Source organism: Nocardia sp. NPDC051929, from assembly GCF_044548645.1.
Classification (GTDB): Bacteria; Actinomycetota; Actinomycetes; order Mycobacteriales; family Mycobacteriaceae; genus Nocardia; species Nocardia sichangensis.
Genome location: NZ_JBIUCG010000026.1, coordinates 51,553 through 73,549, shown reverse-complemented (window position 1 = coordinate 73,549; position 21,997 = coordinate 51,553). Strand labels below are relative to the sequence as shown.

Sequence of the window (21,997 nt, the reverse complement as noted above, 5' to 3'; positions counted from 1 at the left end):
CTTTACCCGTCGACGGTTCACGCGGTATCGGGCGTGCCAGGTGCCGGTGAGCCGCCGAATGGGATCACAGAGTCCGTGAGATCAGTTCTTTCATGATTTCGTTGGTGCCACCGTAGATCTTCTGGACGCGCGCAGCGGCATACATCTGGGCGATCGGGTATTCCATGATGTAGCCGTAGCCGCCGAAGACTTGCAGGCAGCGGTCGACGATCTCGCACTGCTTGTCGGTACCCCACAGCTTCGCCATCGACGCGGTGGTCGCATCGAGTGTGCCGTCGATGTGGCGCTGGATGCAGTGGTCCATCAGTGTCTTGCCGGCCAGCACTTCTGTCTTGCACTCGGCCAGAAGGAATTTCGTGTTCTGAAAGTTGAAGACCGACTGTCCGAAGGCATGGCGTTCCTTGGCGTATCGGATCGTCTCGGCGACGGCGGCCTCGGCCATCGCGACACCGGCGATGCCGATGATCAGCCGTTCGCGTTGCAGTTGATTCATCAGTTGGACGAAACCCTGCCCTTCGACTTCGCCGAGGAGGTTGGCCGCGGGTACACGCATATCGACGAAAGACAGTTCGCGCGTGTCCTGTCCATGCTGGCCTATCTTGTGCAACACGCGGCCACGCTCGAACCCGGGCAGATCCTGTGTCTCCGCTACGAGCAGCGAAAGGCCCTTGGCGCCTTGGGACGGGTCGGTCTTGACGACGATGACCAGCAGGTCGCAATGCGAGGCGTTGGAGATGAACGTCTTCGACCCATTGACCACGTAGTCGTCGCCGTCGCGCACCGCGGTGGTGCGCACCGACTGCAGGTCCGAGCCCGTGCCGGGCTCGGACATGGCGATGGCGAGGACATTATCCCCGCTCGCGCACTTCGGCAGCCAGCGCTGCTTCTGTTCTTCGGTGGCGTAGGTCGCGATGTAGTGCGCGACGATCGTCGAGTGCACGGAGAACGCGAACGCGGTGTCGTGCGCGTAGACGAGTTCCTGCTGGACGATTGCTTCGTGCCCGAAGTTTCCGCCGCCTCCGCCGTACTCTTCGGGCAGGTCGAGGCACAGTAGACCCGCCGCGCCGGCTTTCGTCCAGAACTCGCGGTCGACCTGGTGTTGCGCTGCCCATCGCTCCTGGTTGGGTGTGGCTTCCTTGCGGAAGAACTCGGCGGCGTGTGCTCGCAGCAATGCCTGGTCGTCGGTCTCCCAGGGAGATCGGTACGTGGGAAACAGTTCACTCATGGCGGATCTACTTTCCGGTGAATTCAGGTGCGCGCTTGGCGAGAAATGCCGCTTGTCCTTCGCGGCTGTCAGCGGAATGGATGGCGACGTGGAAGTTGCGCTTCTCGTGTTCGAGACCTTGCGCCAACGAGGTTTCGAGGGCCTGCACCGCGGCGTCCTTGACCAGCGCCACAGCGAGCGGCGAATTCGCGGCGATCCGGGTGGCCATCGCTGTGGCGACGGCAAGCGCGTCGCCGTCGGGAACGATCTCGGCGATGATGCCCGCGTGGCATGCCCACTCGGCGGAGCGGAGCTCGCCCGTGAGCAGCATCGCCATCGCCTTGGGCTTGCCCGCGGCGTGGATGAGCCGCTGCGTGCCGCCGCCTCCGGGTATCACGCCGAGCTTGACTTCCGGAACGCCGAACTTCGCGGACTCACCCGCGATGACGAAATCACAGGCCAGCGCCAACTCGCACCCACCGCCGAGAGCCAGCCCCTCGACCGCGGCGATCACCGGTTTCGGGAACCGGCCGAGCTCGGCCCAGATGGCGCCACCGGTGGCGGCGCGGTTCCCGAGCAGGCCATCATTTCTGATGGCGTCGAAGGCGGTGATGTCGGCACCCGCGCAGAACGTTCCCTGCGCACCTGTGAGGATGACGGCACGGACCGAGTCGTCGTTACGTATCGCATGGAGTTCGGAATTCAGCGCGGTGAGCACGGCTTCGTTCAGGCTGTTGCGGGCAGCGGGCCGGTTGATCTCGAGAACGACGACGTGACCGTCGCGGCTCGAACGCAGGGGTGCCTGGGCGGTGGTCATCGCGACGCTCCGTAGAGGGAGCTGTGCGCGGCCCGCATGGTCTTCTTGTCCAGTTTTCCGACGCTGGTGCGGGGCAGGCTGTCCAGATAGAGGACTGTGTCGGGCAGTTGCCACCTCGCGAACGCGCTCGCGAGCAGGTCGTGGATCTCGGCGAGGGGGAGCTCCTGCCCGTCGGCGGTCACGACAAGGGCGACGGGGCGTTCTTGCCACTTCGGGTGTGGCACACCGATGACGGCAGCTTCGGCGATCTTCGGATGCGCCAGCAGGGCGTTTTCCATGTCGATGGAGGAGATCCATTCGCCGCCGCTTTTGATGACATCTTTGAGGCGGTCGGTGAGTTTGAGGTAGCCCCGTTCGTCGATGGTGCCGACGTCGCCGCTTCGCCACCACCCGTCGATGAACCGATCGGCATCGTCGTCGAGCTTGAAGTAGCGCTCGATGATCCACGGTCCGCGAAACAGAATCTCGCCCGCCGAGTGGCCGTCGTGCGGCAAGTCATTGCCCTCGTCGTCGACGATCCTGACGTCGATCCCGGTGACCGGCAAGCCCTGGCAGCGCTTGAGATCCCACTTCTGCTCGTCGGTGAGGGTGTCACCCAGCGTGGGTTTGGTCCCCGCGTTGACGGTAACAAGCGGGGTCGTCTCGGTAGCGCCATAGGCGTGGATGATGTCGGCGCCGGTGAGATCGTGGAACCCACGCATCAGCGACAACGCAGGCTCGGTCGCCCCGGAAAGCAGCCGGGCGCGGCGGAAGTCGGGCTTGGTGTCGAGAGTCTTGATGTAGTCGAGCATGGGCTGGAAGATCGCCGGAGCGCCGTTGGCCACGGTGACCTGCTCAGCGATCATCGCGTCGACGAGGACTGAGGTGTCTTCGGCGACATACCGGCCGGGGAGCACGACCTTGGCAGCGGCATAGACCGCGCCTTGCGGCAGACCCCAGGACTGCCCATGGAACATGGGTGTGATCAGCATCGCCGCGTCGTCGGCGCTCAATGCCAGCCTGGCGGCCATCGCCATGCTGTGCAAGTAGATCCCGCGATGCGAGTAGTACACCCCTTTGGGACGGCCCGTCGTGCCGGTCGTGTAACACGCACTGTAGGCGGAGTTCTCGTCGACCATCGGCCACTCGATGTCGGATTCGGCGGTGACCATCAAGCTTTCGAAATGGCGAACATTCGGCAGCGACGTCGAGATCTCGTCGAGCGGGCGATCTGACATCACCACCCAGGTGCGGACATCGGATGCGTGCTCCGCGATCGCTTCGGCGACGTGGAGCAAGCTCTCGTCGACCAGGACGACCGACGCGTTGCTGTGCGCGGTGACATAGCCGAGGTCGTCGGCTCCCAGTCGCAGGTTCATCTGCAGCATCACGGCCGCGAGGCCAGGAATTGCCCAGTACAGCTCGAAGTGCCGCTTGCTGTTCCAATCGAGAATGCCGACCACGTCCGCGGGCCCGACACCGAGCTTGCGCAAGACGTTTGCGGCCTGCCCGATGCGGCGGTACGCGTCGAGGTAGCTGTATCGGTCCCACCCTCCGGCTGAGGTACGGAACACGATCTCCTGTTCGGGATAGGTGCGCGCCGCGTGCCGGATGAGGGTTGTGGTGTTGAGCTGGTAATGGTCACCGTGCGTGGATGGCAGTCCGCTGACGATCTCGTAGGTCATGGCTTCCTCAGATGCGTTCGATGATGGTGGTATTCGCGGTTCCGGTGGCTTCGCAGATCGTCTGAAGGCCGAGCTGCTTGCCTGTTCGTTCGAGTTCGGTCAGCAAGTCGGTGAGCATTCGGGCGCCGGTCGAACCCAGCGGGTGGCCGATGGCGATCGAGCCGCCGTTGACGTTGAGCTTGTGGTCGGGAACTCCGAACTCCCGCTGGAACATCAGTGGCACACCGGCGAAGGCCTCGTTGACTTCGAACAGGTCGATGTCCGCCACGGCCAGACCGCTGCGGTGCAGCGCTCGGTGGGTGGCGTCGAGGACGGCGCTGAACTGCAGGACGGGGTCTGCCGCGGCCACCGAGAGCGCGCGGAATCGGGCGCGCGGGGTGAGACCGTGGCGCTCGGCGTACTCGCGGTCGGCGATCAGCAGGGCTGCGGCTCCATCGCTCAGCTGTGACGAGTTCGCGGCGGTGGTCCGTCCGTCGGCGCAGAACACCGGCGGCAACCCCGCCATCTTGTCGAGGTCGACGTGTGCCCGAATACCTTCGTCCGCCTCGATGGTCGGACCGTTCGGGTCGGTGGGGTCGGCAGCGATCGAAATCATCTGGTCCCGAAACTTCCCGGCTGCCGTCGCGGCCAGCGCTCGGGTGTGGCTTCGGGCACTGTACGCGTCCAGCGCTTCACGGCTGAGATCGAACTTCTCGTTCATCAGTTCCGACGACGGTCCCTGCGCCATCAGGCGGCCCTCGTAGCGGTCGAGTTCCCGCGGGCTGTACTGCGGGCCCAACGGGGCGCCGGGTTGGAACGATGCGGGCATCGGCACCCGCGACATGGACTCGACACCGCATGCGATCACCAGGTCGTGCGAACCCGCCATCACCGCCTGGGCGGCGAAGCTCACGGCCTGTTGTCCAGAACCGCATTGCCGGTCGATCGTCACGGCGGGCACGGACTCGGGAAACCCCGCCGCGAGTACTGCGTGCCGTCCGAGATTGCCCGACTGTGCGTCGTGTTGAAAAACGCAGCCGGTGATGACGTCCTCGATTGCCGACGGATCGACGCCGGACCTGGCGACCAACTCTCGCAGCGTGTGCCCCAGGAGATCCACGGGGTGCCACCGGCTGAGCTTGCCGCCGCGGCGGCCGACCGGTGTGCGTACCGCGCCGACGATGACGGCTTCCCTACTGCTCATTTCTGTCTCCTTGCGCTTGATGGCGGATTCCGGCCAGGGGGATGTCGAGGTGAGCCGCGAGCTGTTCCCACTCGCGGGTGGGGCGGGTCAGAAAGACCTCGGCCAGTTCGTGTTCGGTTCCGCCCACGCCGAACGCCGCGCGAGCGCGCGACCAGAAATGCGGTTCCAGCGCGGCCAGGGCGACGTGTCCGTCGGAGCTGGCGTAGATCCCGTAGCCGGGGTGTGCCCCGCCGAGCGGCGCGCCCGCGCCCATGAGCCCATGTCGCACCGCCGCGCCCGCATCGGCGGCAGCCCTTTCCAGGACCACGTGCTCGTGGTGTCCCGCACCCGACTCGGCAGCCAGTCGCAGCGCGATCAACGCCGCCGAAACGGCACGCTCGGCCCCGAGCAGGTCGACAACGGGAACGGTCGGCATCGCCGGCGGCTGGAGAGTGCCGAATGCGGCCTGGTAAGTCAGGTCGTGGCCGGGCCGCTCTGCGTCGGTCCCGATGTGACCGACGATCTCCACATGGGAGAGGTGGGGGTGTCTGGCGGTCGAGTCATCGAGTTCGAGTGTGGCCAGCGCGGACGGGCGCATCGCGGTGAGTAGGAGATCGGAGTCCGCGAAGACGCGCTCCGCCGCCGCTCGGTCCTCGGGGTCTTTGAGGTCGAGCGGCAGTACTTCCTGTCCGGCGCTGAGCTCGTCGTACCAGCGGGGGGCGACCGTGCGTAGTGGGTCGCCGGCCGGGGGCTCGATCTTGGTGACCGTCGCGCCCATGGCCTGCAATCGCGCTGCGGCGATCGGCCCCGGCAGGTTGACGGCGAGGGACACCAGACGCACCCCGTGCAGCGCCTTGTGCTGTGGCATACACAACTCCTCTCTCGCTATACGACTGTATGGCATCCGGTGTGAATGTAAAGTCTTTTGGGTGAAGTGTATGCTTCCTGGCGACAGGAGGAGATAACCGTGATCGACCCCCGCGCCAGTGACGAGGACCTCACCGCGAAGGCCCGAATCCGCAACGCCGCGCTCGACCTGTATGCCGAACACGGTGAGGACCGGGTCTCGATGCGCGGCGTCGCCACAGCGGCCGGGGTGACGGTGGGGCTGGTGCAACACCACTTCAAAACCAAGGACGGGCTGCGCGCGGCCGTGGAGCAACTGGTTGTCGACTATTACGCTCTGGCGATCGCGGCAGTTCCCGACGTGGGTACACCTGCCGAGGTCGCCGCGCGCCGTGACGAATCGGTGCGGCGGATGCTCGAGACGCACCCGTCGGTGGTGAACTACATCCGGCGGACGGTGCTGGATCCACGAGGCTCGGGCCGGTTGCTCGAGCGGCTCACCGAGCTGAGCCGCAGCGAGGTGGTCAAATTGCGCGAGTCGGGTCTCGCGTCGACGAACCGCCCGGAATCGACCCAGATCATCGGACTGATGGTGCGCCAGTTCGGAACGCTGTTGCTACAGCCGATGATCGACGAAATGTGGGGATACCTCACCCGAGAGGACGCCTCGCCGCATGGTAAACCGACACTGTCGGTCACTGTAGGTTAGAGATCGCTCTGTGCGCGCGGGCATGATTGCGCTGCCCCTCTCACTCGCCCGAATCGTGGCGGGCGCGTATGGACGCAGGTTCAATGCCTCGGCGGGGCACATCGAAGATGGGAACGCACGCGAACTGGGGATTTGCTCACCTGGGGTTTTCTTCGTTCCTCAGCGTCTCGTTGTGATGCAAAGACCCTGACCTGCGCAAATAAGGCGCAGGCTGGCGTCCCCGGGGAGAGCGCCACCTTCGTCGCTGTCATGCCCGGCCTGGCGGCGAATTCTCCCGGAATGTACTCAGCATCATATATTGTGCGTTATTGTGAGCCGGATCGCACGACCGCCTGAGAGGTATCAGGAGTTTCCGGTCGCTGCGCGGTTGCGGTGTGGTCCCGAACCAACGTCGCGCATTTCCCCGAGGAGGACGGCATGAGCCGTACTGTCCGGCACCCACGCAGTGGTCTGATCGTGGTGTTGCTCTGTTTCCTGACCATCGTGGCCGACGGCTACGATCTGATCGTCTACGGCGCGACCGTGCCCAGTCTGCTCGAGGAGCCCGGCTGGGGGATGACGACCGCGACCGCCGGCCTGATCGGCAGCTGGACGCTGTTCGGCCTCATGGTCGGCTTCCTGGTCGCCGGTCCGCTCACCGACCGAATCGGGCGGCGGCGGATCATGATGATCGGCGTGGCGTGGTTCTCGCTGGGCTGTGCGATCTGCGCGCTGGCCACCTCACCCGAATTCCTCGGCGCCGCACGGTTCATCACCGGCATCGGGCTCGGCGGCGTCGTCCCCTCGGCGGTCGCGCTGACCATGGAGTACGCACCGCGCGACCGCAGGCAGATCTACAACGGCCTGACCTTGACCGGCTACTCGGTCGGCGGCATCGTCGCCGCTCTGGTCGCCATCGCGCTGCTGCCCGACCACGGCTGGCGCGTTCTCTACGGCGTCGGCGCGCTGTGCGTGATCGTGCTGCCGGTCATGTACTTCTGGCTGCCGGAGTCGGTCAACTATCTGCTTGCCCGCGGCCGCGACGACGAGGCTCGCGAGCTGGCCGGCGCCTACGGCCTCGATCTGGGGGCGGCGCGGGCCGACCTGGGCGCCCGCGCGGCCGGACCCGCCGAGCGGCCGGCCGCGGGGTTCCGGGAACTGCTCACCGCCCGCTACCTGCCCGCTCTCGCGCTGTTCGTCCTGGTCTGCTTCTGCGCCCAGCTCATCGGCTACGGCCTCAACACCTGGCTGCCGCATCTGATGCGACAGGCAGGCTACGCGCTGGGCTCCTCGCTGCAGTTCCTGCTGGTGCTGCAGGTCGGCGCGGTGGCGGGCATGCTCGGTGGTTCGCTGCTTGCCGACCGCTTCGGATCCAAGCGAATCCTGGTGCCGTTCTTCCTGATCGGAGCGGTCTCGCTGCTGGTACTGAGCCGCAAGGCCGACACGGCCGTGCTCATGGCGGCCGTGGCCGGTGCGGGCCTCGGCTCCATCGGCAGCAGCTCCCTCACCTACGGATACATCGCCGCCTACTTCCCGGCCACATGCCGCGGCTCAGCCGTCGGCGCGGCGATGGGGCTCGGGCGCACCGGATCCATCCTGGGGCCGATGATGGGCGGCTGGATACTCGGTTCGGCGCTGAGCACCCAGTGGAACTACTACGCCTTCGCGGTCCCGGCGATCCTCGCCGCCGTCATCGTCCTGCTGGTGCCGCAGGCCGGAACCCGGGATTCCGGTGCAACAGCCGCGCCGGCGGTTCCGGCTCCGGGGCAGGCCGGAATCGCGCCGCGAGACGGAGCGACGGAACCGGCGCGCTGATATCCACCGGCTCCTGAACGGATCGCGATCATCGCGACACCGTAATGAGCCCGACCGTACGGCAATCCGAGCCGGTGGATCCCGACAACAGAGGATGCACCGGCCGGGTCCGCACACCGTGCCCGGCCGCGATGTCGCCGCAGCGTGCCCCGCGGAAAAGACGGGACGAGCGCCCGGGGTGCGGGTCAGTTCGGCGATCGGGTCCGGCGGGTTCGTCGAGCGGGAGCCGTACCAGACCGGATCGCTTGCAGCGCCGGAGGATCGACGCCTCCAGTCGGTTGGCCTCGGCAGCGCGACCCGTGTGGCGCAGTGCGGTGAACAGCAGCAGCTCCGCTCGCGGTGAGGCCAGCGGACGCAGCCGGGCATCGGACCGGCGGCCGATGCCCGGGGGACGGCCCACCGCTACCGCACGGGCGGCCTCGTCATCTCCGGCGAGCGCGCGCGGGTCGCGCTGTCGCCGTCGAGCTCGGCGACGAACGCTCGAACAGGGTCGCGTCGCGACCGTAAAAGTCGGCGGCGGGTGTGGCGGGTGACCCGCGCAGCGAGGGTCAGGCGTCGGGCGTTGCGCTGACCGGGAGGTCCGGTCGGCGGGGCCGATAGTTGAGCCAGCGGTAGCGGTTGCGTTCCCGTGGGGTCATCCCGCCCCAGATGCCGTGTGGCTCGTTGGCTTCGACCGCGTAGTCGCGGCAATGGGTCAGAACCGGGCAGCCCTGGCAGATCTGCTTGGCCAGCAGGACTTTGCGTGGTTCGTTGCCGTTGTCGTAGAAGACGTCGACATCGTAGGCGCGGCAGGTGGCGTGGCGCTGCCACGCCCAGGACTCGGCCAGCGGCGGGGGCAGGATCAGGGGGAACTCGCGCACTGTCGTCTCCTGGGGCGCTCTGCAGGGTGTCAGGTACCCGCCAGCTGCCGGGCTCGCCGGCGGGCGGAGTCGGCGAGCTGCCGTTCCAGGGCGCTGTCGGGCCCGCCCGATCCGGCGAGATGGTCGTGCAGACGGGCCTTGGCCGCGTACCACGCGGCCGCGGCCTCCGCACCGGCGTCGCGCGCGGGTCTGGTCAGGCACAGGGCCGTCATCTCGATCAGCACGTTCATGTCCGCGAACCCTTCGCGAGGTCGGCGAGAGAGCGATTGGGCGGGCCACCAACTCCATTGTTCGTGGCCACATCAAGCATAATATATCATTTGCGGTCGTGGGTGGCGCCGACCGCTCCGGGAACGGCCTCGTTGCGGCCGCCGCCGCTTCCGGGGTGCGGTGTGGTCATCGGTTCGCCGGTGCCATCTGCTCGGTAATACGTGAGGCATAATGCATAGATCGGCCGAACGGAAAGGATCGAATCCCCATGGAATCGACTGCGCAGGGGCTGCCTCGCCGCATGAACTCCCAGCGTCAGCAGCTTTCCGAGGACGTGGCGACCTACGTGCGCGAACTCATCATCTCCGGTCGGGTCCGCACCGGCGAATTCCTGCGCACCGAACCGATCGCCGAGGCGGTGGGTGTCTCCAACACCCCGGTTCGCGAAGGGTTGTTGCTCCTCAGCGGTGAGGGATTCGTCGAACTGGTGCCCCGGCGCGGATTCATGGTCGCGGCGTTCAGCAGGCAGGACGTGCGCGATCTGTTCTGGGCCCAGGCCACCCTCGCTGGCGAATTGGCCGGGCGCGCGGCCAAATCCATCACCCAGCGTCAGCTCGACCACCTCGCCGAGGTCGTGGCCGAGCAGCAACGCGTCATGGCCGGGGACAACGATCCCGAGCGGATCGTCGCGCTGGGCCACGAATTCCACCGCACCATCAATCTGGCCGCCGATTCGCGCAGGCTGGCCATGTTGCTCGGCTCGATCGTCAAGCAGCTGCCGAACCGCTTCTACGGCAATATCGAGGGCCACGCCAACGAGACCCTGCATTTCCATCCGGCCATCCTCGAGGCGCTGCAGAAGCGGCGCGTGAAGACGGCCGCCACACTCATGCGCGACCACATCATGTCCGGCGCGGACGAACTCATCGCCATGCTGGAGCGGCAGGGCATGTGGTCGGAGGAGCAGAAGAACACCGCCTAGACCGACGGCATGCGGCAGCGGCGGCGCCCACCGGCCCGGTGCGCGCCGCCGTTCGTCGTCGGTGCGGGTCAGCGGGTCAGGACGGCGACCGGTCCGTCCGACATGAACACACCGGTGTCGACCGGGTCGCGACCGGTGTGGGTGAGGGCGCCGTCGGGGCCGATCGTGTACGTGTGCACCCGGGTGGTGATCTGGGCGGTGAGAACGTCCACCAGGTAGAGGTGCCGCCCGTCGGGATCGAGGGCGACCTGACCCGGCATCGTGCCCGCGGGCGCCGGGTACGGCGAGCCTGGCAGCGGGGTCAAGGCGCCGTCGGCGCCGACGGCGAAACCGGCGATCGATGAGCCCACCGCGTTGGGCACGTACATGCGGCTACCGTCCGCGCTCGCCACGGCGCCGTGCGGCACGCCGCCGGTCGGGTACGGGGAGCCAGGGGTCGGGGTGAGGCGGCCGTCGTCGGCGATCGCGTATCCGGACACGTCGAAACCGAATTCGTTGCTGACATACAGGAACCGGCCGTCGGGGGTGTAGCCCGGCGCGACCGGGCCGAACCGCACCGTCTGTGTGCCGAGTGGGGTCAGGGTGGCGCCCGCGCCGACGGCGTAGCTGGACACGGTGTCGCCGATGTAGGTGGCCACGCGCAGGAATCGGCCGCTGGGATCGACGCCGGCCATGCCCACCGCGCTGAGTCCCTCGACAGCGACCCGCGACGCGCCGGTCGGGGTGAGCGCGCCGGACGGCGCGACCGTGAACGATTCGACATGCCCCGGCGCGCCGCCTACGACGACGAACAGGACCGTGCCGTCGGGGGAGAGGCGGGCCGAAGTGGGCGGCCCGCCGACGGTGACCGCCGCGCCCGGAATGGGGGTCAGGGCGCCGTTGTCGTCGAGCCGGTAGCCCGAGACACCGAAATCGCCGGCATGCGGTACGTACACCGTGCGACCGTCGGCCGAGGCGACCAGCGACAGCACGCCGAAACCGGTCGGGAACGGACTGCCCGGCACCGGGGTGAGCGTGGTGTCGCGCTCGACCCGCAGCACGCTGATCCCCAGCGACGCGGTGCCCGCGGTGATCAGAAACCGCGGCCGCGCGGGTGCTGCCGAGGCGGGGGCGGCGGGTCCCACTGCGCCTATGGCGCACAGCAGGACGGTGAGCAGAGTTGTCATGGCGCCGCGGTTCCCGCGGAACGGCCTGGGCATCGGCGGATCTCCTCGTCGAGCTCTGGTGTGCCGAGTGCACACCAGGAGGGAGAATCCCATATTAAATATGGCTAATGCTCTGAGCTGTGATCGATCATGATGAACCACACCGAGAATTGGGGCAGTTCAGAGGCTTTTATACTTCTGGGTCCAATTCAGTCCGGAAGCTACCCGCGATGTGACGCATACTATATTGTGCATGTGCCGAGCGATGTTCGTCCGCTCGAAGTACATGGAGGTACTGCCCGAAGATGTTCGTCGACACTGTCACCCCTTCGCGCCGCGTCGTCCTGGCGCTCTCGGCCGCCCTGGCGCTGAGCTGGCTGCCGACTCTCGCCCACGCGGATCCCGCCTCGGAGATGCCGAGGTACCTCCTCGTCGCAGGCACCGGATCATCGAACATCGGCGTTCTGCGTGTGGCGGCCGACGGTGGTCTGAGCCAGGTCCCGGGGGCGCCGTTCGCCAGTGACACCGGATCGCTCACCCTCGAGATCACCCCCGACGGTCGCCGGGTCTACACCGGACACGTGGTGTCGGGCTCGATCATCGGCTACGACCTGGGGGCCGACGGATCGCTGCGCGAGATCGCGGGCAGTCGTAAGGCGTTCGGTGAACCGGTGATCGGTGTGACGATCACGCCCGACGGCAGGCGGCTGTTCGCCACCATCGGCGGCGTCGCCAACGAGGTGCGCTCCTTCGACATCACCGCCGACGGACTGCTGGTACCCACGGGCGCGCCGCCCACCCGGGTGGAAGGGATGAGCGCGCTGAGCCTGCCGGTCCTGACTCCCGACGCGCGCACGCTGTTCGTCAGCAGTTTCGTCGCGGGCACCGTCGCCGCCTTCTCGATCGGGCCCGATGCCTCGCTGTCCCCGCTGGGTGCCCCGCTGGCCACCGGTGAACGTCCCGCGTTGCCCACCGTCACCCCGGATGGGCGCTTTCTCTACATCAGCAACGAAGGCACCGACAATGTCTCCGGCTATGTGATAGCCCGCGACGGCAGGCTTTCACCCGCGCCCGGTTCGCCGTACCCGACCGGCGGCACCCCGCACGGCACCGCGATCACCGCCGACTCGCGACGCATGTATCTGCCCGCCTCCGGTGGGGGAGAGATCGACGGCTTCGGCATCGGCGCCGACGGAGCGCTGCGTGCGCTGCCCGGCTCGCCCTACCCCGCTCCGGCAGGCGCCTTGCCCGGCCGCGTGGTGCTCGGACCGGGCGAACGACAGCTGTACGTGATCGACACGCTCACCGTGCAAGGCAGTGCGCGCGTGCACACCTACGACATCGACGCCGCCGGCGGCGTCACCGCCTCCGGCAGGCCTTCTGCCGACACCGGCGTGATCTTCCACGACGGCCCGTCGGCTTACCTCACTCCCCGATAACCAACGACCGGGGCGGGCCGGGCCTGCTACCGGGTATCTACACCGACCGGCTCTGCGAGCCGCCCTGCACCGAGGAGAACCGCCAGTGCCAACGGCGACACCGGATCCGAGCGCGGACGACCACCGGCCAGAACGCCCCCGTGGTCTGCGTGCGCGCTTCGGTGCCAGTGTGCGGACCCGCGTGCTGGCCATCGCGCTCATCCCGTCCATGGTGCTGTTCGGCACCGGTGTGGTCGCGGTGAGCCTGGTCGCGATCCGTGCCCAGGAGGTCAAGGAGTGGGCGGACTATCGCAGCGGGGTGATCGACCCGCTGCTGCGGTTCGTCACCGCGGTGCAGTCCGAGCGCCTGGCCAGCCTGACCGCCGTCGACCGGTCTCCCGCGAGCGCGGCCGGGTTGCGCGCCGGACGCGACGACACCGATCGCGCCATCCAGGAGACCACTCGCATCGCCGCCACCGCCAAGAACATGGATGCGGACGCAGGCGCGGAATCTGTGCAGGCGCTGGCGGAACTGATCGGGCGGATCACCACGATTCGGGAGTCGGTGGACAGCGGCCGCGCCGCCACCGGCGACATCGACCGCTACTACAGCGATCTCGTCGCCGCGTTGCTCGGCGCGGGCCGCGACGGCGCCCGGAAAAAGTCCTCGGACATGACCACGATGGACGCCGAACTGAACTCGCTGGCGTTGTTGCAGGTGGCCGAGAGTCATGCCCGTGTGGTCGGCCTGGTGTCCGCCGGATTGGCGCGCGGCATGCGAGCGCCGGCCGAGCGGCGCACTCTCGGAGAGGCGATCGGCGTCTACCGTGACCAGTTGACGGCGGTGGATGCGCTGCTCCCGGCGGGAGTGCGGGCGAGCCTGCGCGCCATGACCACCGGGCCCGACTGGCGGGTGGCCGAAGTCGCGGAGAACGAGATGGCCGAACGCGGCGAGATGTCGACACCGGAGGAGGAGTGGTCCGCCGCGGAGAAGGCGGTCGCGACGCGCATGATGGCTGTGGTCCGCGATCAGTTCCGGGTCACCGTCGATCTGACTGCCGCTGCCGCCGACACCATGCTCTGGCGGCTCGGCATCGCCACCGCGATCATGCTGGTCGTCACCCTGGCCGCGCTGAGTGTCTCGCTGGTCCTGGCCCGGCGCCTGGTCCGCCGGTTGCAGGCCCTGCGTTCCGCCGGGCTGGTCCTGGCCCGGGACCGGCTGCCCGCGATCATCGCCCGCATCCACGACGGCGAACAGGTCGACGTCGAGGCCGAGACCGCGGTCGCCGACCGGGGTCACGACGAGATCGGTCAACTGGCCGAGGCGTTCTCGTTGGCCCAGCGCACCGCCATGGCCACTGCCGCCGAGGAGGCGCGGACCCGCGACGGCTTCAACAAGGTCTTCCTCGACATCGCCTTCCGCAGCCAGGCCCTGGTGCGTCGTCAGCTCGACATCCTCGATGTCGCCGAGGCCCGCCAGGACGATCCGGAGAATCTCGAACTGCTCTTCCAGCTCGACCACCTGGCCACCCGCGCGCGTCGCAACGCCGAGAACCTGCTCATCCTGGGCGGCCGCAGGCCGGGCAGGCGCTGGCGCAATCCGGTCGCGCTCGAGGACATCGTGCGCAGTGCGGTCTCGGAGACCGAGGGCTATGCCCGGGTCAACGCGGTGCGGCTGCCCGCGGTGAGCGTCACCGGCACGGCTGTGGCCGACGTCATCCATCTGCTGGCTGAACTGGTCGACAACGCCACCGCCTTCTCCCCGCCGGATTCCACGGTGTCGGTGCACGGCGCCGCCGTCGGCAAGGGCGTGGTCGTCGAGATCGACGATCAGGGTATCGGCATCGATCTCGAGGAACGGGCGCGGTTCAACGCCCTGCTCGAGCAGCCGCCGCAGTTCCACGAGATGGCGCTGGCCGGACACCGGCACCTGGGCCTGTTCGTGGTCAGTCGGCTGGCCGACCGGCACCGGATCACGGTGACACTGCAGGAGTCGGCTTACGGTGGGGTGCGGGCGATCGTGTTGCTGCCGTGGGCGATGCTCGAACGCGGCGACGAGAACATCACGGCCGCAATGGAACCCGTGGCCGCGCGGCGTCCCGTCCAGCGAGTGCCCGGGGTGTTCGGGGTATCGCGCCCCGACGGCATCGCCGGGGTCGCGCTGCCGGAACCGATCGAATCCGCCCGGGCAATGGCCGAACTCGCGGAGCCACACGCAGTGCACACCGGTCGCAACGGCCATCGGCCGGTATCGGTGGCCGGTCATCCGATCGCCGCCGACACTCGTCCCGCGCTGCCGCGGCGCGACCGGCTCAGTCACCTCTCACCCGAACTACGCGTCGACGCGGACGAATCCGCGATCGATCAGGTCGCGCCCCCGCCGCCGATCCGTGGCCGGGCGCCCGACGCGGTGCGCTCGGCCATGTCCGCACTGCAACGCGGGACCCGCCGCGCCCGCTCCACCCATCCGCACCAGTGAAGAACGGTCCGCACATGAACGACGACATGATGGTTCGCCACGCGCCCGCGGGGGCCCTCGACTGGCTGCTCACCAACCTGGTGAACAGCACCTCCGGCGCGGAATGCGCGGTGGTGCTGTCCGCGGACGGACTGGCGCTGGCCGGCTCGGACGGGATCGATCGCGAGGACGTCGAGCACCTGGCCGCCATGGCGTCGGCGCTGCACAGCCTCGCACGCGGGGTGGGCACGCGATTCGCCAAGGGCGGCCTGCACCAGACCGTCATCGAACTCGAACTCGGCTACCTGCTCGTCACCGAGGCCGGTCACGGCGCCTGTCTGGCGTTGCTTGCCGATATCGACGCCGATCTGGGACTGATCGCCTACGAGATGAACGTGATCGTCGGCCAGGTCCGCGACCAGCTGTCCGCCGCCCCGCGAACGTCGAGAACGCCGCTGCTGTGAACGGCGAACCCGAGGAGGAATGGGGCTACGAGGACGATCCCGGCCCCTTGGTCCGTCCCTTCGCGCTCACCCGCGGCCGAGCCGGCCGAGACGTGGCCGATCTCGACATCCTCACGCTCGTCATCTCGGTGGGCTACGAAGGCGAGGTGAACAGCCTCGACCGCGAGTACGCCGAGATCTTCCGGTTGTGCCGCAACCGGCCGTTGTCGATCGCCGAGATCGCGGCCCATATGAATCTGTTGCTGATCACGGTGAAGGTGCTCGTCGGCGATCTCATCTCGGCCGGATATGTGATCTTCCGGTCGCCACCGAAGGCCGACGTCGGCCCCGATCCCGAACTTCTGCAGGCGGTACTGGATGGCATTCGTAGACTCTGACGGCAACGGCGCCGTCGCCCACACTCAAGAACTGGCGGTGAAGGTACTCGTCGCAGGCGGTTTCGGGGTGGGCAAGACCACGCTGGTCGGCGCGATCAGCGAGATCACGCCGCTGCGCACCGAGGAACAGCTCACCGAGCTGAGCACCTCGGTCGACGACCTGCGCGGGATCGAGGGCAAGCGCACCACCACGGTCGCGCTGGACTTCGGCCGCATCACCATCGATCCCCGGGTGATCCTGTACCTGTTCGGCACGCCCGGCCAGGACCGGTTCTGGTTCCTGTGGCCCGAACTCTCCCGCGGTGCGCTGGGCGCGGTGGTCCTCGTCGACACGCGGCGGCTGGCCGACTGTTTCGCCGCCGTGGACTATTTCGAGTCCCGCCGCATCCCGTTCGTGGTGGCGGTGAACTGCTTCGACGGGGCCGACCGGTACGCGCCCGCGGAGATCGGCGCTGCGTTGTCGTTGCCGCCGCACGTGCCGGTGCTGTTCTGCGACGCCCGCGACCGGCAGTCGTGCAAGGACGTGCTGGTGTGCCTGTTCGAGTACATCGTCGCCGCCCGGCGTGGCAGGCCGAGCCCGGTCGGCTGAGGCGAGAGAAACCGGGCCGTCGCAGCCCACTCATCGGGTCGGGCGGGCTCGCGAAGCTGGCGTGAGAATATTTTATATAGTACACATTGTCGTGGCGTAGCTTGCGTCACAGTGTGAGAGGAACTTTCCATGACGAAGTCGGTCGAGATCGGGGTACTGCCCGCGCACCCGGAGGCGTCCTACATCGGCGGCCGCTGGGTGCCGGTGTCGTCACCGCAGACCTTCGACGTGCTCAACTGCGGTACTGAAGAGATCGTGACCACCGTCGGCGCCGCGAGCACCGACGACGTCGACGCTGCGGTCGCGGCGGCCCGCCGGGCTTTCGACAACGGGCCGTGGCCGCGGCTCTCGCCCGCCGAACGCGCGGGCTACCTGCGTGCGATCGCCGCCGAGCTGACCCGTCGTGGCGACGACTTCGCCCGGTTGTGGTCGATCGAGTCGGGCATCGTCTACTCGCTGGCCAAGACCCGGCTCCCGCTGTTCCTGTCCGGGGCGTTCAACGCCTACGCCGATCTGGCCGAGACCTTCGCCTTCCGTGAGGAGCACACCCCCATGTCCGGCGGGGCGGGTCTGCTGATCCGCGAACCGGTGGGTGTCGTCGCGGCGATCGTGCCGTGGAACGGTCCCGCCGGGCTCATGGCCTACAAGTGCGCGCCCGCCCTGCTCGCCGGATGCACGGTAGTGCTCAAGCCCCCGCAGGAGGCACCCACCTCGGCCTACCTGTTCGCCGAGATCTGCGACGCGGTCGGGTTGCCGCCGGGGGTGCTCAATGTGGTGACCGCCGATCGCCGGGTGTCGGAGTCGCTGGTGCGCAACCCGGGCGTGGACAAGGTGACCTTCACCGGTTCGACGGCAGCCGGACGGACCATCGGCGCGATCTGTGCCGACCGGATGGCCCGCTGCACTCTCGAACTGGGTGGCAAGTCGCCCGCGCTGGTGCTCGACGACTACGACATCGGCACCGCGGCCAAGGTCCTCGCGGGCGGGATCAGCTATCTCGCCGGGCAGGTCTGTCACAGCCTGACCCGCGTCATCGTCAGCGAGCATCGGCACGACGAACTCGCCGATGCGCTCGGCGCCGCCATGTCCGCGGTGAAGGTCGGCGACCCGTTCGACGAAACCGTGCAGATGGGCCCACTCGCCTCGGCCCGTCAGCGCGAACGCGTGGAGGACTACATCGCCGCCGGAACCGCGGGCGGCGCCCGGCTCGTCACCGGCGGCGGCCGCCCCGCCGGGCTGGACCGCGGCTTCTTCGTCGAGCCCACCGTCTTCGCGAACGTCGACAACTCCTCGGTGATCGCGACAGAGGAGATCTTCGGCCCGGTGCTGGTCGTCGTCCCGGCCGAGAACGAGGACCACGCGGTGGCCCTGGCCGACGACAGCCCCTACGGGCTCAACGCCGCGGTCTTCACCACAGAGGCCGATCGCGCCTACCGCGTGGCCCGGTCCCTGCGCACCGGCACGGTGGGGCACAACGGCCCGCGCACCGACTTCTCCATCGCCTTCGGCGGTTTCAAGATGTCGGGTATCGGCAGGGAGGGCGGCTCCGAGGGCCTGCGGTCGTTCCTGGAGACCAAGACGCTGGTGCTCGACAGCGCGCCCAGCGACACCGCGGGATTCGGTAACTGATTCCCGCACAGAACTTTTCCATCACCGAGTAAGACCACAGGAGAGAGATCCATGGCTGGAATCGACGGACGCTCGATCATTGTGACGGGCGGCGCGAGCGGTATCGGTGAGGCGGCCGCGCGCCTCTTCGCCGAGAACGGCGCGAAGGTCACCATCGCCGACGTCGCCACCGAAGCGGGGGAGGCGCTGGCGGAGAAGCTGACGGCCGAAGGCTACGCCGCGCAGTTCGTGACCGTCGACATCACCGACGAGGACCAGGTGAAGGCGATGGTCGATGCCGCGGTGTCGGCGTACGGCCGGCTCGACGGCGCCTTCAACAACGCCGGGGTGCCCAACAACGGCAAGAAACTGGTCGACATCAGCCGCGAGGAATTCGAGCGGGTGTTCCGGATCAATGTCACCGGTGCGTTCCTGTGCATGAAGCACGAGATTCCGGCCATGATCGAGACCGGTGGCGGTTCGATCGTCAACACCGCCTCGGTCGGCTCGTTCATCTACATTCCGATGGCCGCCGAATACAGCGCCTCCAAGCACGCACTGGCCGGCCTGACCAAGGCCGCGGCCGCGGAATACGGCGAGGTGGGTATTCGGGTCAACGGCATCGGCCCCTCGACCGCCAAGACCCCGATGTACCTCGAGTACCTCGAGAAGAACCCCTCCTACGCCGACACCGTCGCGGCCACACACGCCCTGCGCCGTGCCAGCGAGCCGGTCGAGCACGCCGAAGCGGCCATGTGGCTGCTGTCGGACGCGGCCTCGTTCGTCACCGGCACGACCATTCCGATCGACGGCGGGTACACGCTGTACTGATCGAATTCCGAAAAGGCTCTTCCGATTTCCGGCCGGGAGGGCCTTTTCTGCTGTCCGGATCCGCTCGCGAACACGGTGCAGCCGAGACTTTTCGGCTGTCCAGATTTCTGGACAGGGAAAGCGCTGAGAGCTGCCTACCGTCACATCTGGAAATAGCGCTGAGGCATTCACGCCCATTTCCGTTCCTGCGCATACCGCGCGCGTTTTATCCGGTCGGGGGCAGCGGTGCTCGCCGGTCAGTTGGAGGTAGTACAGATGTTCCGGACCACACGTCGTTCACGCCGGGCCGCCGCCGGGCTCGCAGCCGCGTTTCTCCTCGCCTCGGCGGGCTGGCTGAATACGCCCGTCTCGGCCGCCGACCCGGGTGTCAGGTTCTTGGTGATCGGCGGCGCAGGCTCGTCGAACATCAGTGTGCTCGGTCTCGATCGGGCGGGCGCCCTGTCGCGGGTGGCCGGGTCCCCGTTCCCCGCCGGGACCGGCGGTTTGTCGCTGTCGGTCACCTCCGACGGGCGGAAAGTGTATGCGATCAACACGGTTTCGGGCACCGTCGAGGGATACGCGCTCGCCGCGAACGGCACGCTCAGCCCGGTTCCCGGCGCGCACCTCGACCTCGGCGGGCCGGGCGTCGGAGTGCTGCCGTCGCCCGACGGCCGGACGCTGTTCGTCACCACCGGCACCGTGACCAACGAGATCCGTTCCTATCGCATCGCCGCATCGGGCGCCCTGGAACCGACCGGCGCCGCTCCGGCGCGGATTCCGGGAGTGAGCGGCCTGAGCATGCCCGCCATCACCCCCGACGGGCGATTCCTGTTCGCGGTCGGCTGGCTCGAGGCGACAGTGTTCAGTTTCGCGATCGGCCCGGACGGTGCGTTGACGCTGGTGGATTCGGCAGCCGCGGGTCTCATGTCGACCATTCCCGGCGTCACCCCGGACGGCCGTTTCCTCTACACCAGCAATGAGGCCCAGGGCGACATCTCGGCCTTCGCGATCGGGGCCGACGGCCACCTGAATCCGGTTCCCGGGTCACCGTTCCGCACCGGCCTGATGCCGCTGCCGCACGGCGCGATGTTCACCTCGGACGGCAGGCGCATGTACCTGGCCGAATCCATGGCAGGTGGCATCGCGGGCTTCTCGGTCGCCGGCGACGGCGCGCTGACACCGCTGCCCGGCTCGCCTTACCCGGCCCCGATGGGGACCATGCCCGGCCGTGTCCTGGTGGACTCGGTGTCGCAGCGGGTCTTCCTCGTCGACGCGCTCACGGTCGCGGGAACGTCTCGCGTGCACGCCTATGCGATGGCAGCCGACGGACGGTTGACCTCCGCCGGAGAGCCCGTGGACACGGGCCTTATCTTCTCGGACGGTCCGTCCGCAGGCATCGCTACGCAGGGTTGATACTTCATATATTATATTTTGTCGTACCGACAGGGCTGCTGCCAAGGGAGAACCACGATGAAACCGTACCGTTCGATGCTCTTCATTCCCGGCCACAAGGCCGCCTGGGCCGACAAGGGTGTCGCCTCCGGTGCCGACGCGCTGATCCTCGACCTCGAGGACTCGGTGCCCGCCGCCGACAAGGCCGAGGCCCGCGGCATCGTCGCCGCCACCATCGACCGCCTCACGGCCGAAGGGGTGCGCCCGGATCTGTGGGTCCGAGCCAACCCGGAGGTCAGCGGACTGCTCGGCGCCGATCTTGAAGCGATCGTGCGTCCGGGTCTGACCGGCTTGTTCCTGGCCAAGGTGTTCACCGCCGCCGAGATCGTGCGCCTGGACGCGGTGCTCGGGCACATCGAGCAACGCGAGGGCATCGACGTCGGCACCGTCCGGCTGATCGTGTCCTACGAGACGGCGGTCTCGATGGCGCACTGCGAGGAGATCGCCGCGGCAAGTCCGCGGGTTGCGTCGCTGCTGGGCGCCACCGGGCCGAATGCCGACGTGGGTCGTGAACTCGGCTTCGAGTTCACCCCGGCCGGGCTCGAGACCCTGTATCTGCGCAGCCGGATCGTCCTGGCCGCGCGGTCCAACGGGTTGCACCACCCGTTGGCGGGCGTGTGGCAGGACATCAAGGATCTCGACGGCGCCCGCCGGTTCTGCCTCGACAACCGGCAGCTGGGCTACCGCGGGCTGGTCGCCATCCATCCGTCCCACGTGGCGATCGCCAACGAGGTGTTCTCCCCGTCGCCCGACACCGTCGACTTCTACCGGCGCATGATCGAGGCTTTCCGGACGGCCGAAGCGGCCGGTAGCGCGGCCGTCGACTTCGAGGGCCAGCACATCGATCTCGCGCACGTCAAGACGGCGGAGGGCGTCATCGCCCTGGCCGATGCGCTGGCCGCCCATCGCTGAGCGGGCTCGGGTGGGTGTCCAGAAATCTGGACATCCGCCCGGCGGATATCCGCGCAGCATGGGTGGCGCAGGACGCCTGCATACGTCAGGACAGAAAGGCAACGTTCACCGATGAGCAGCACACCGGACCAGGCCACCAGGGATCTCGCCGAGAACTGGGTCAAGGCCCTCACCGACATCGATCTCTTCATCGAGATCAGCCATGACGACTGCCTCGTCTGGCACAGCGCCGACGACAAGTGGGTCACCGTCCGCGAAGCCGTCGCCGCGGTGTACGAGCGCTCCGGTGACGGTGCGGTGCCGACCTTCGTGCCCGGCGGTATCACCTTCACCGAGCACGGCTTCTTCAACGAGTGCACGACGGAGGTCACCATCGGCGGTCAGGAGATGAAGCTGCACCTGCTGCAGATCGTCGACGTCCGCGACGGCAAGGCCGCCCGGGTGCGGGAGTACATCGGCCCTGAGATGGGCGTCCAGCCCTGATCCCGGCTCTGCCGGTCCATCGCTGTACCGCCC

General features: G+C 68.0%; 21 protein-coding genes. 13 read left to right on the top strand and 8 right to left on the bottom strand.

Annotated features, from left to right (window positions below; genetic code table 11):
* Positions 1-64 precede the first annotated feature (64 nt).
* From ACIHAX_RS30785 to ACIHAX_RS30765, 5 genes are read right to left on the bottom strand one after another with little or no spacing between them, the layout of a single operon-like run.
* Entirely contained in the window at positions 65-1,225 is a 1,161-nt protein-coding gene (locus ACIHAX_RS30785; RefSeq protein WP_397281114.1) for an acyl-CoA dehydrogenase family protein, read from the bottom strand.
* A 7-nt stretch (positions 1,226-1,232) separates the two neighbouring features.
* The gene (locus tag ACIHAX_RS30780; protein WP_397281112.1) at positions 1,233-2,021 is read right to left on the bottom strand and encodes an enoyl-CoA hydratase/isomerase family protein; all 789 of its coding nucleotides are present in this window, start codon (positions 2,019-2,021) and stop codon (positions 1,233-1,235) included.
* Positions 2,018-3,685 carry a long-chain-fatty-acid--CoA ligase gene (locus tag ACIHAX_RS30775; RefSeq protein WP_067809784.1) on the bottom strand — a complete coding sequence of 556 codons (1,668 nt, stop codon included), beginning with the start codon at positions 3,683-3,685 and terminating at the stop codon, positions 2,018-2,020. The genes ACIHAX_RS30780 and ACIHAX_RS30775 overlap by 4 nt, the downstream gene beginning before the upstream one ends.
* Before the next feature lie 7 nt (positions 3,686-3,692).
* On the bottom strand, positions 3,693-4,868 hold the full coding sequence (locus ACIHAX_RS30770) for a thiolase family protein (RefSeq protein ID WP_397281110.1): 1,176 nt from the start codon (positions 4,866-4,868) through the stop codon (positions 3,693-3,695).
* On the bottom strand, positions 4,858-5,715 hold the full coding sequence (locus ACIHAX_RS30765) for a CoA transferase (RefSeq protein ID WP_364436944.1): 858 nt from the start codon (positions 5,713-5,715) through the stop codon (positions 4,858-4,860). Before ACIHAX_RS30765 ends, ACIHAX_RS30770 begins: the two co-directional genes overlap by 11 nt.
* Positions 5,716-5,808: 93 nt before the next feature.
* On the opposite strand from ACIHAX_RS30765, the gene ACIHAX_RS30760 reads away from it, so the two are divergent.
* Together ACIHAX_RS30760 and ACIHAX_RS30755 are read left to right on the top strand one after the other, a co-directional pair.
* Positions 5,809-6,402 (top strand): helix-turn-helix domain-containing protein, encoded by a 594-nt coding sequence (locus ACIHAX_RS30760; RefSeq protein WP_364437095.1) that lies wholly within the window; start codon positions 5,809-5,811, stop codon positions 6,400-6,402.
* Between the two features lie 417 nt (positions 6,403-6,819).
* On the top strand, positions 6,820-8,196 hold the full coding sequence (locus ACIHAX_RS30755) for an aromatic acid/H+ symport family MFS transporter (protein ID WP_364436947.1): 1,377 nt from the start codon (positions 6,820-6,822) through the stop codon (positions 8,194-8,196).
* A gap of 548 nt (positions 8,197-8,744) precedes the next feature.
* Here the strand turns inward: ACIHAX_RS30755 and ACIHAX_RS30750 are convergent.
* The gene (locus tag ACIHAX_RS30750; protein WP_244892134.1) at positions 8,745-9,056 is read right to left on the bottom strand and encodes a WhiB family transcriptional regulator; all 312 of its coding nucleotides are present in this window, start codon (positions 9,054-9,056) and stop codon (positions 8,745-8,747) included.
* A 29-nt stretch (positions 9,057-9,085) separates the two neighbouring features.
* Positions 9,086-9,286 (bottom strand): hypothetical protein, encoded by a 201-nt coding sequence (locus ACIHAX_RS30745; protein WP_067809778.1) that lies wholly within the window; start codon positions 9,284-9,286, stop codon positions 9,086-9,088.
* A gap of 248 nt (positions 9,287-9,534) precedes the next feature.
* Between ACIHAX_RS30745 and ACIHAX_RS30740 the strand changes: the two genes are divergently transcribed.
* The gene (locus ACIHAX_RS30740) at positions 9,535-10,248 is read left to right on the top strand and encodes a GntR family transcriptional regulator (protein ID WP_067809775.1); all 714 of its coding nucleotides are present in this window, start codon (positions 9,535-9,537) and stop codon (positions 10,246-10,248) included.
* A 68-nt stretch (positions 10,249-10,316) separates the two neighbouring features.
* On the opposite strand, the gene ACIHAX_RS30735 is transcribed toward ACIHAX_RS30740, so the two are convergent.
* Complete coding sequence (locus ACIHAX_RS30735) at positions 10,317-11,447, bottom strand: beta-propeller fold lactonase family protein (protein WP_364436952.1); 1,131 nt, start codon at positions 11,445-11,447, stop codon at positions 10,317-10,319.
* A 251-nt stretch (positions 11,448-11,698) separates the two neighbouring features.
* On the opposite strand from ACIHAX_RS30735, the gene ACIHAX_RS30730 reads away from it, so the two are divergent.
* The 10 genes from ACIHAX_RS30730 (at position 11,699) to ACIHAX_RS30685 (ending at position 21,964) form a co-directional block, all read left to right on the top strand.
* Complete coding sequence (locus tag ACIHAX_RS30730; protein WP_397281106.1) at positions 11,699-12,832, top strand: lactonase family protein; 1,134 nt, start codon at positions 11,699-11,701, stop codon at positions 12,830-12,832.
* Between the two features lie 169 nt (positions 12,833-13,001).
* A complete protein-coding gene (locus ACIHAX_RS30725) occupies positions 13,002-15,290 on the top strand; it encodes a nitrate- and nitrite sensing domain-containing protein (protein WP_397281104.1) in 2,289 nt (762 codons plus the stop codon).
* A gap of 14 nt (positions 15,291-15,304) precedes the next feature.
* Positions 15,305-15,733, top strand: a complete 429-nt coding sequence (locus tag ACIHAX_RS30720) for a roadblock/LC7 domain-containing protein (protein ID WP_364436961.1) — start codon at positions 15,305-15,307, stop codon at positions 15,731-15,733.
* Complete coding sequence (locus ACIHAX_RS30715; RefSeq protein WP_067809767.1) at positions 15,730-16,110, top strand: DUF742 domain-containing protein; 381 nt, start codon at positions 15,730-15,732, stop codon at positions 16,108-16,110. The genes ACIHAX_RS30720 and ACIHAX_RS30715 overlap by 4 nt, the downstream gene beginning before the upstream one ends.
* Positions 16,091-16,699: a GTP-binding protein gene (locus ACIHAX_RS30710; protein ID WP_397281102.1), complete on the top strand. Its 609-nt coding sequence runs from the start codon at positions 16,091-16,093 to the stop codon at positions 16,697-16,699. The genes ACIHAX_RS30715 and ACIHAX_RS30710 overlap by 20 nt, the downstream gene beginning before the upstream one ends.
* Before the next feature lie 129 nt (positions 16,700-16,828).
* A complete protein-coding gene (locus ACIHAX_RS30705; protein WP_397281100.1) occupies positions 16,829-18,328 on the top strand; it encodes an aldehyde dehydrogenase in 1,500 nt (499 codons plus the stop codon).
* Between the two features lie 51 nt (positions 18,329-18,379).
* Entirely contained in the window at positions 18,380-19,138 is a 759-nt protein-coding gene (locus ACIHAX_RS30700) for a glucose 1-dehydrogenase (RefSeq protein ID WP_364436971.1), read from the top strand.
* Positions 19,139-19,393: 255 nt separating this feature from the next.
* The gene (locus tag ACIHAX_RS30695; RefSeq protein ID WP_397281097.1) at positions 19,394-20,530 is read left to right on the top strand and encodes a lactonase family protein; all 1,137 of its coding nucleotides are present in this window, start codon (positions 19,394-19,396) and stop codon (positions 20,528-20,530) included.
* Between the two features lie 57 nt (positions 20,531-20,587).
* Positions 20,588-21,481 (top strand): CoA ester lyase, encoded by an 894-nt coding sequence (locus ACIHAX_RS30690; protein WP_364436977.1) that lies wholly within the window; start codon positions 20,588-20,590, stop codon positions 21,479-21,481.
* 111 nt (positions 21,482-21,592) lie between these two features.
* Positions 21,593-21,964 carry a hypothetical protein gene (locus ACIHAX_RS30685; protein ID WP_364436980.1) on the top strand — a complete coding sequence of 124 codons (372 nt, stop codon included), beginning with the start codon at positions 21,593-21,595 and terminating at the stop codon, positions 21,962-21,964.
* Positions 21,965-21,997: the final 33 nt, after the last annotated feature.

Excerpts from the sequence above, each read along its gene's own strand:
- ACIHAX_RS30720 (WP_364436961.1), top strand. The coding sequence starts at position 15,305 with ATGAACGACGACATGATGGTTCGCCACGCGCCCGCGGGGGCCCTCGAC.
- ACIHAX_RS30700 (WP_364436971.1), top strand. The coding sequence starts at position 18,380 with ATGGCTGGAATCGACGGACGCTCGATCATTGTGACGGGCGGCGCGAGC.
- ACIHAX_RS30735 (WP_364436952.1), bottom strand. The coding sequence starts at position 11,447 with ATGCCCAGGCCGTTCCGCGGGAACCGCGGCGCCATGACAACTCTGCTC.
- ACIHAX_RS30730 (WP_397281106.1), top strand. The coding sequence starts at position 11,699 with ATGTTCGTCGACACTGTCACCCCTTCGCGCCGCGTCGTCCTGGCGCTC.
- ACIHAX_RS30690 (WP_364436977.1), top strand. The coding sequence starts at position 20,588 with ATGAAACCGTACCGTTCGATGCTCTTCATTCCCGGCCACAAGGCCGCC.
- ACIHAX_RS30775 (WP_067809784.1), bottom strand. The coding sequence starts at position 3,685 with ATGACCTACGAGATCGTCAGCGGACTGCCATCCACGCACGGTGACCAT.
- ACIHAX_RS30765 (WP_364436944.1), bottom strand. The coding sequence starts at position 5,715 with ATGCCACAGCACAAGGCGCTGCACGGGGTGCGTCTGGTGTCCCTCGCC.
- ACIHAX_RS30695 (WP_397281097.1), top strand. The coding sequence starts at position 19,394 with ATGTTCCGGACCACACGTCGTTCACGCCGGGCCGCCGCCGGGCTCGCA.
- ACIHAX_RS30780 (WP_397281112.1), bottom strand. The coding sequence starts at position 2,021 with ATGACCACCGCCCAGGCACCCCTGCGTTCGAGCCGCGACGGTCACGTC.
- ACIHAX_RS30740 (WP_067809775.1), top strand. The coding sequence starts at position 9,535 with ATGGAATCGACTGCGCAGGGGCTGCCTCGCCGCATGAACTCCCAGCGT.
- ACIHAX_RS30710 (WP_397281102.1), top strand. The coding sequence starts at position 16,091 with ATGGCATTCGTAGACTCTGACGGCAACGGCGCCGTCGCCCACACTCAA.
- ACIHAX_RS30745 (WP_067809778.1), bottom strand. The coding sequence starts at position 9,286 with ATGAACGTGCTGATCGAGATGACGGCCCTGTGCCTGACCAGACCCGCG.
- ACIHAX_RS30770 (WP_397281110.1), bottom strand. The coding sequence starts at position 4,868 with ATGAGCAGTAGGGAAGCCGTCATCGTCGGCGCGGTACGCACACCGGTC.
- ACIHAX_RS30785 (WP_397281114.1), bottom strand. The coding sequence starts at position 1,225 with ATGAGTGAACTGTTTCCCACGTACCGATCTCCCTGGGAGACCGACGAC.
- ACIHAX_RS30755 (WP_364436947.1), top strand. The coding sequence starts at position 6,820 with ATGAGCCGTACTGTCCGGCACCCACGCAGTGGTCTGATCGTGGTGTTG.
- ACIHAX_RS30685 (WP_364436980.1), top strand. The coding sequence starts at position 21,593 with ATGAGCAGCACACCGGACCAGGCCACCAGGGATCTCGCCGAGAACTGG.
- ACIHAX_RS30705 (WP_397281100.1), top strand. The coding sequence starts at position 16,829 with ATGACGAAGTCGGTCGAGATCGGGGTACTGCCCGCGCACCCGGAGGCG.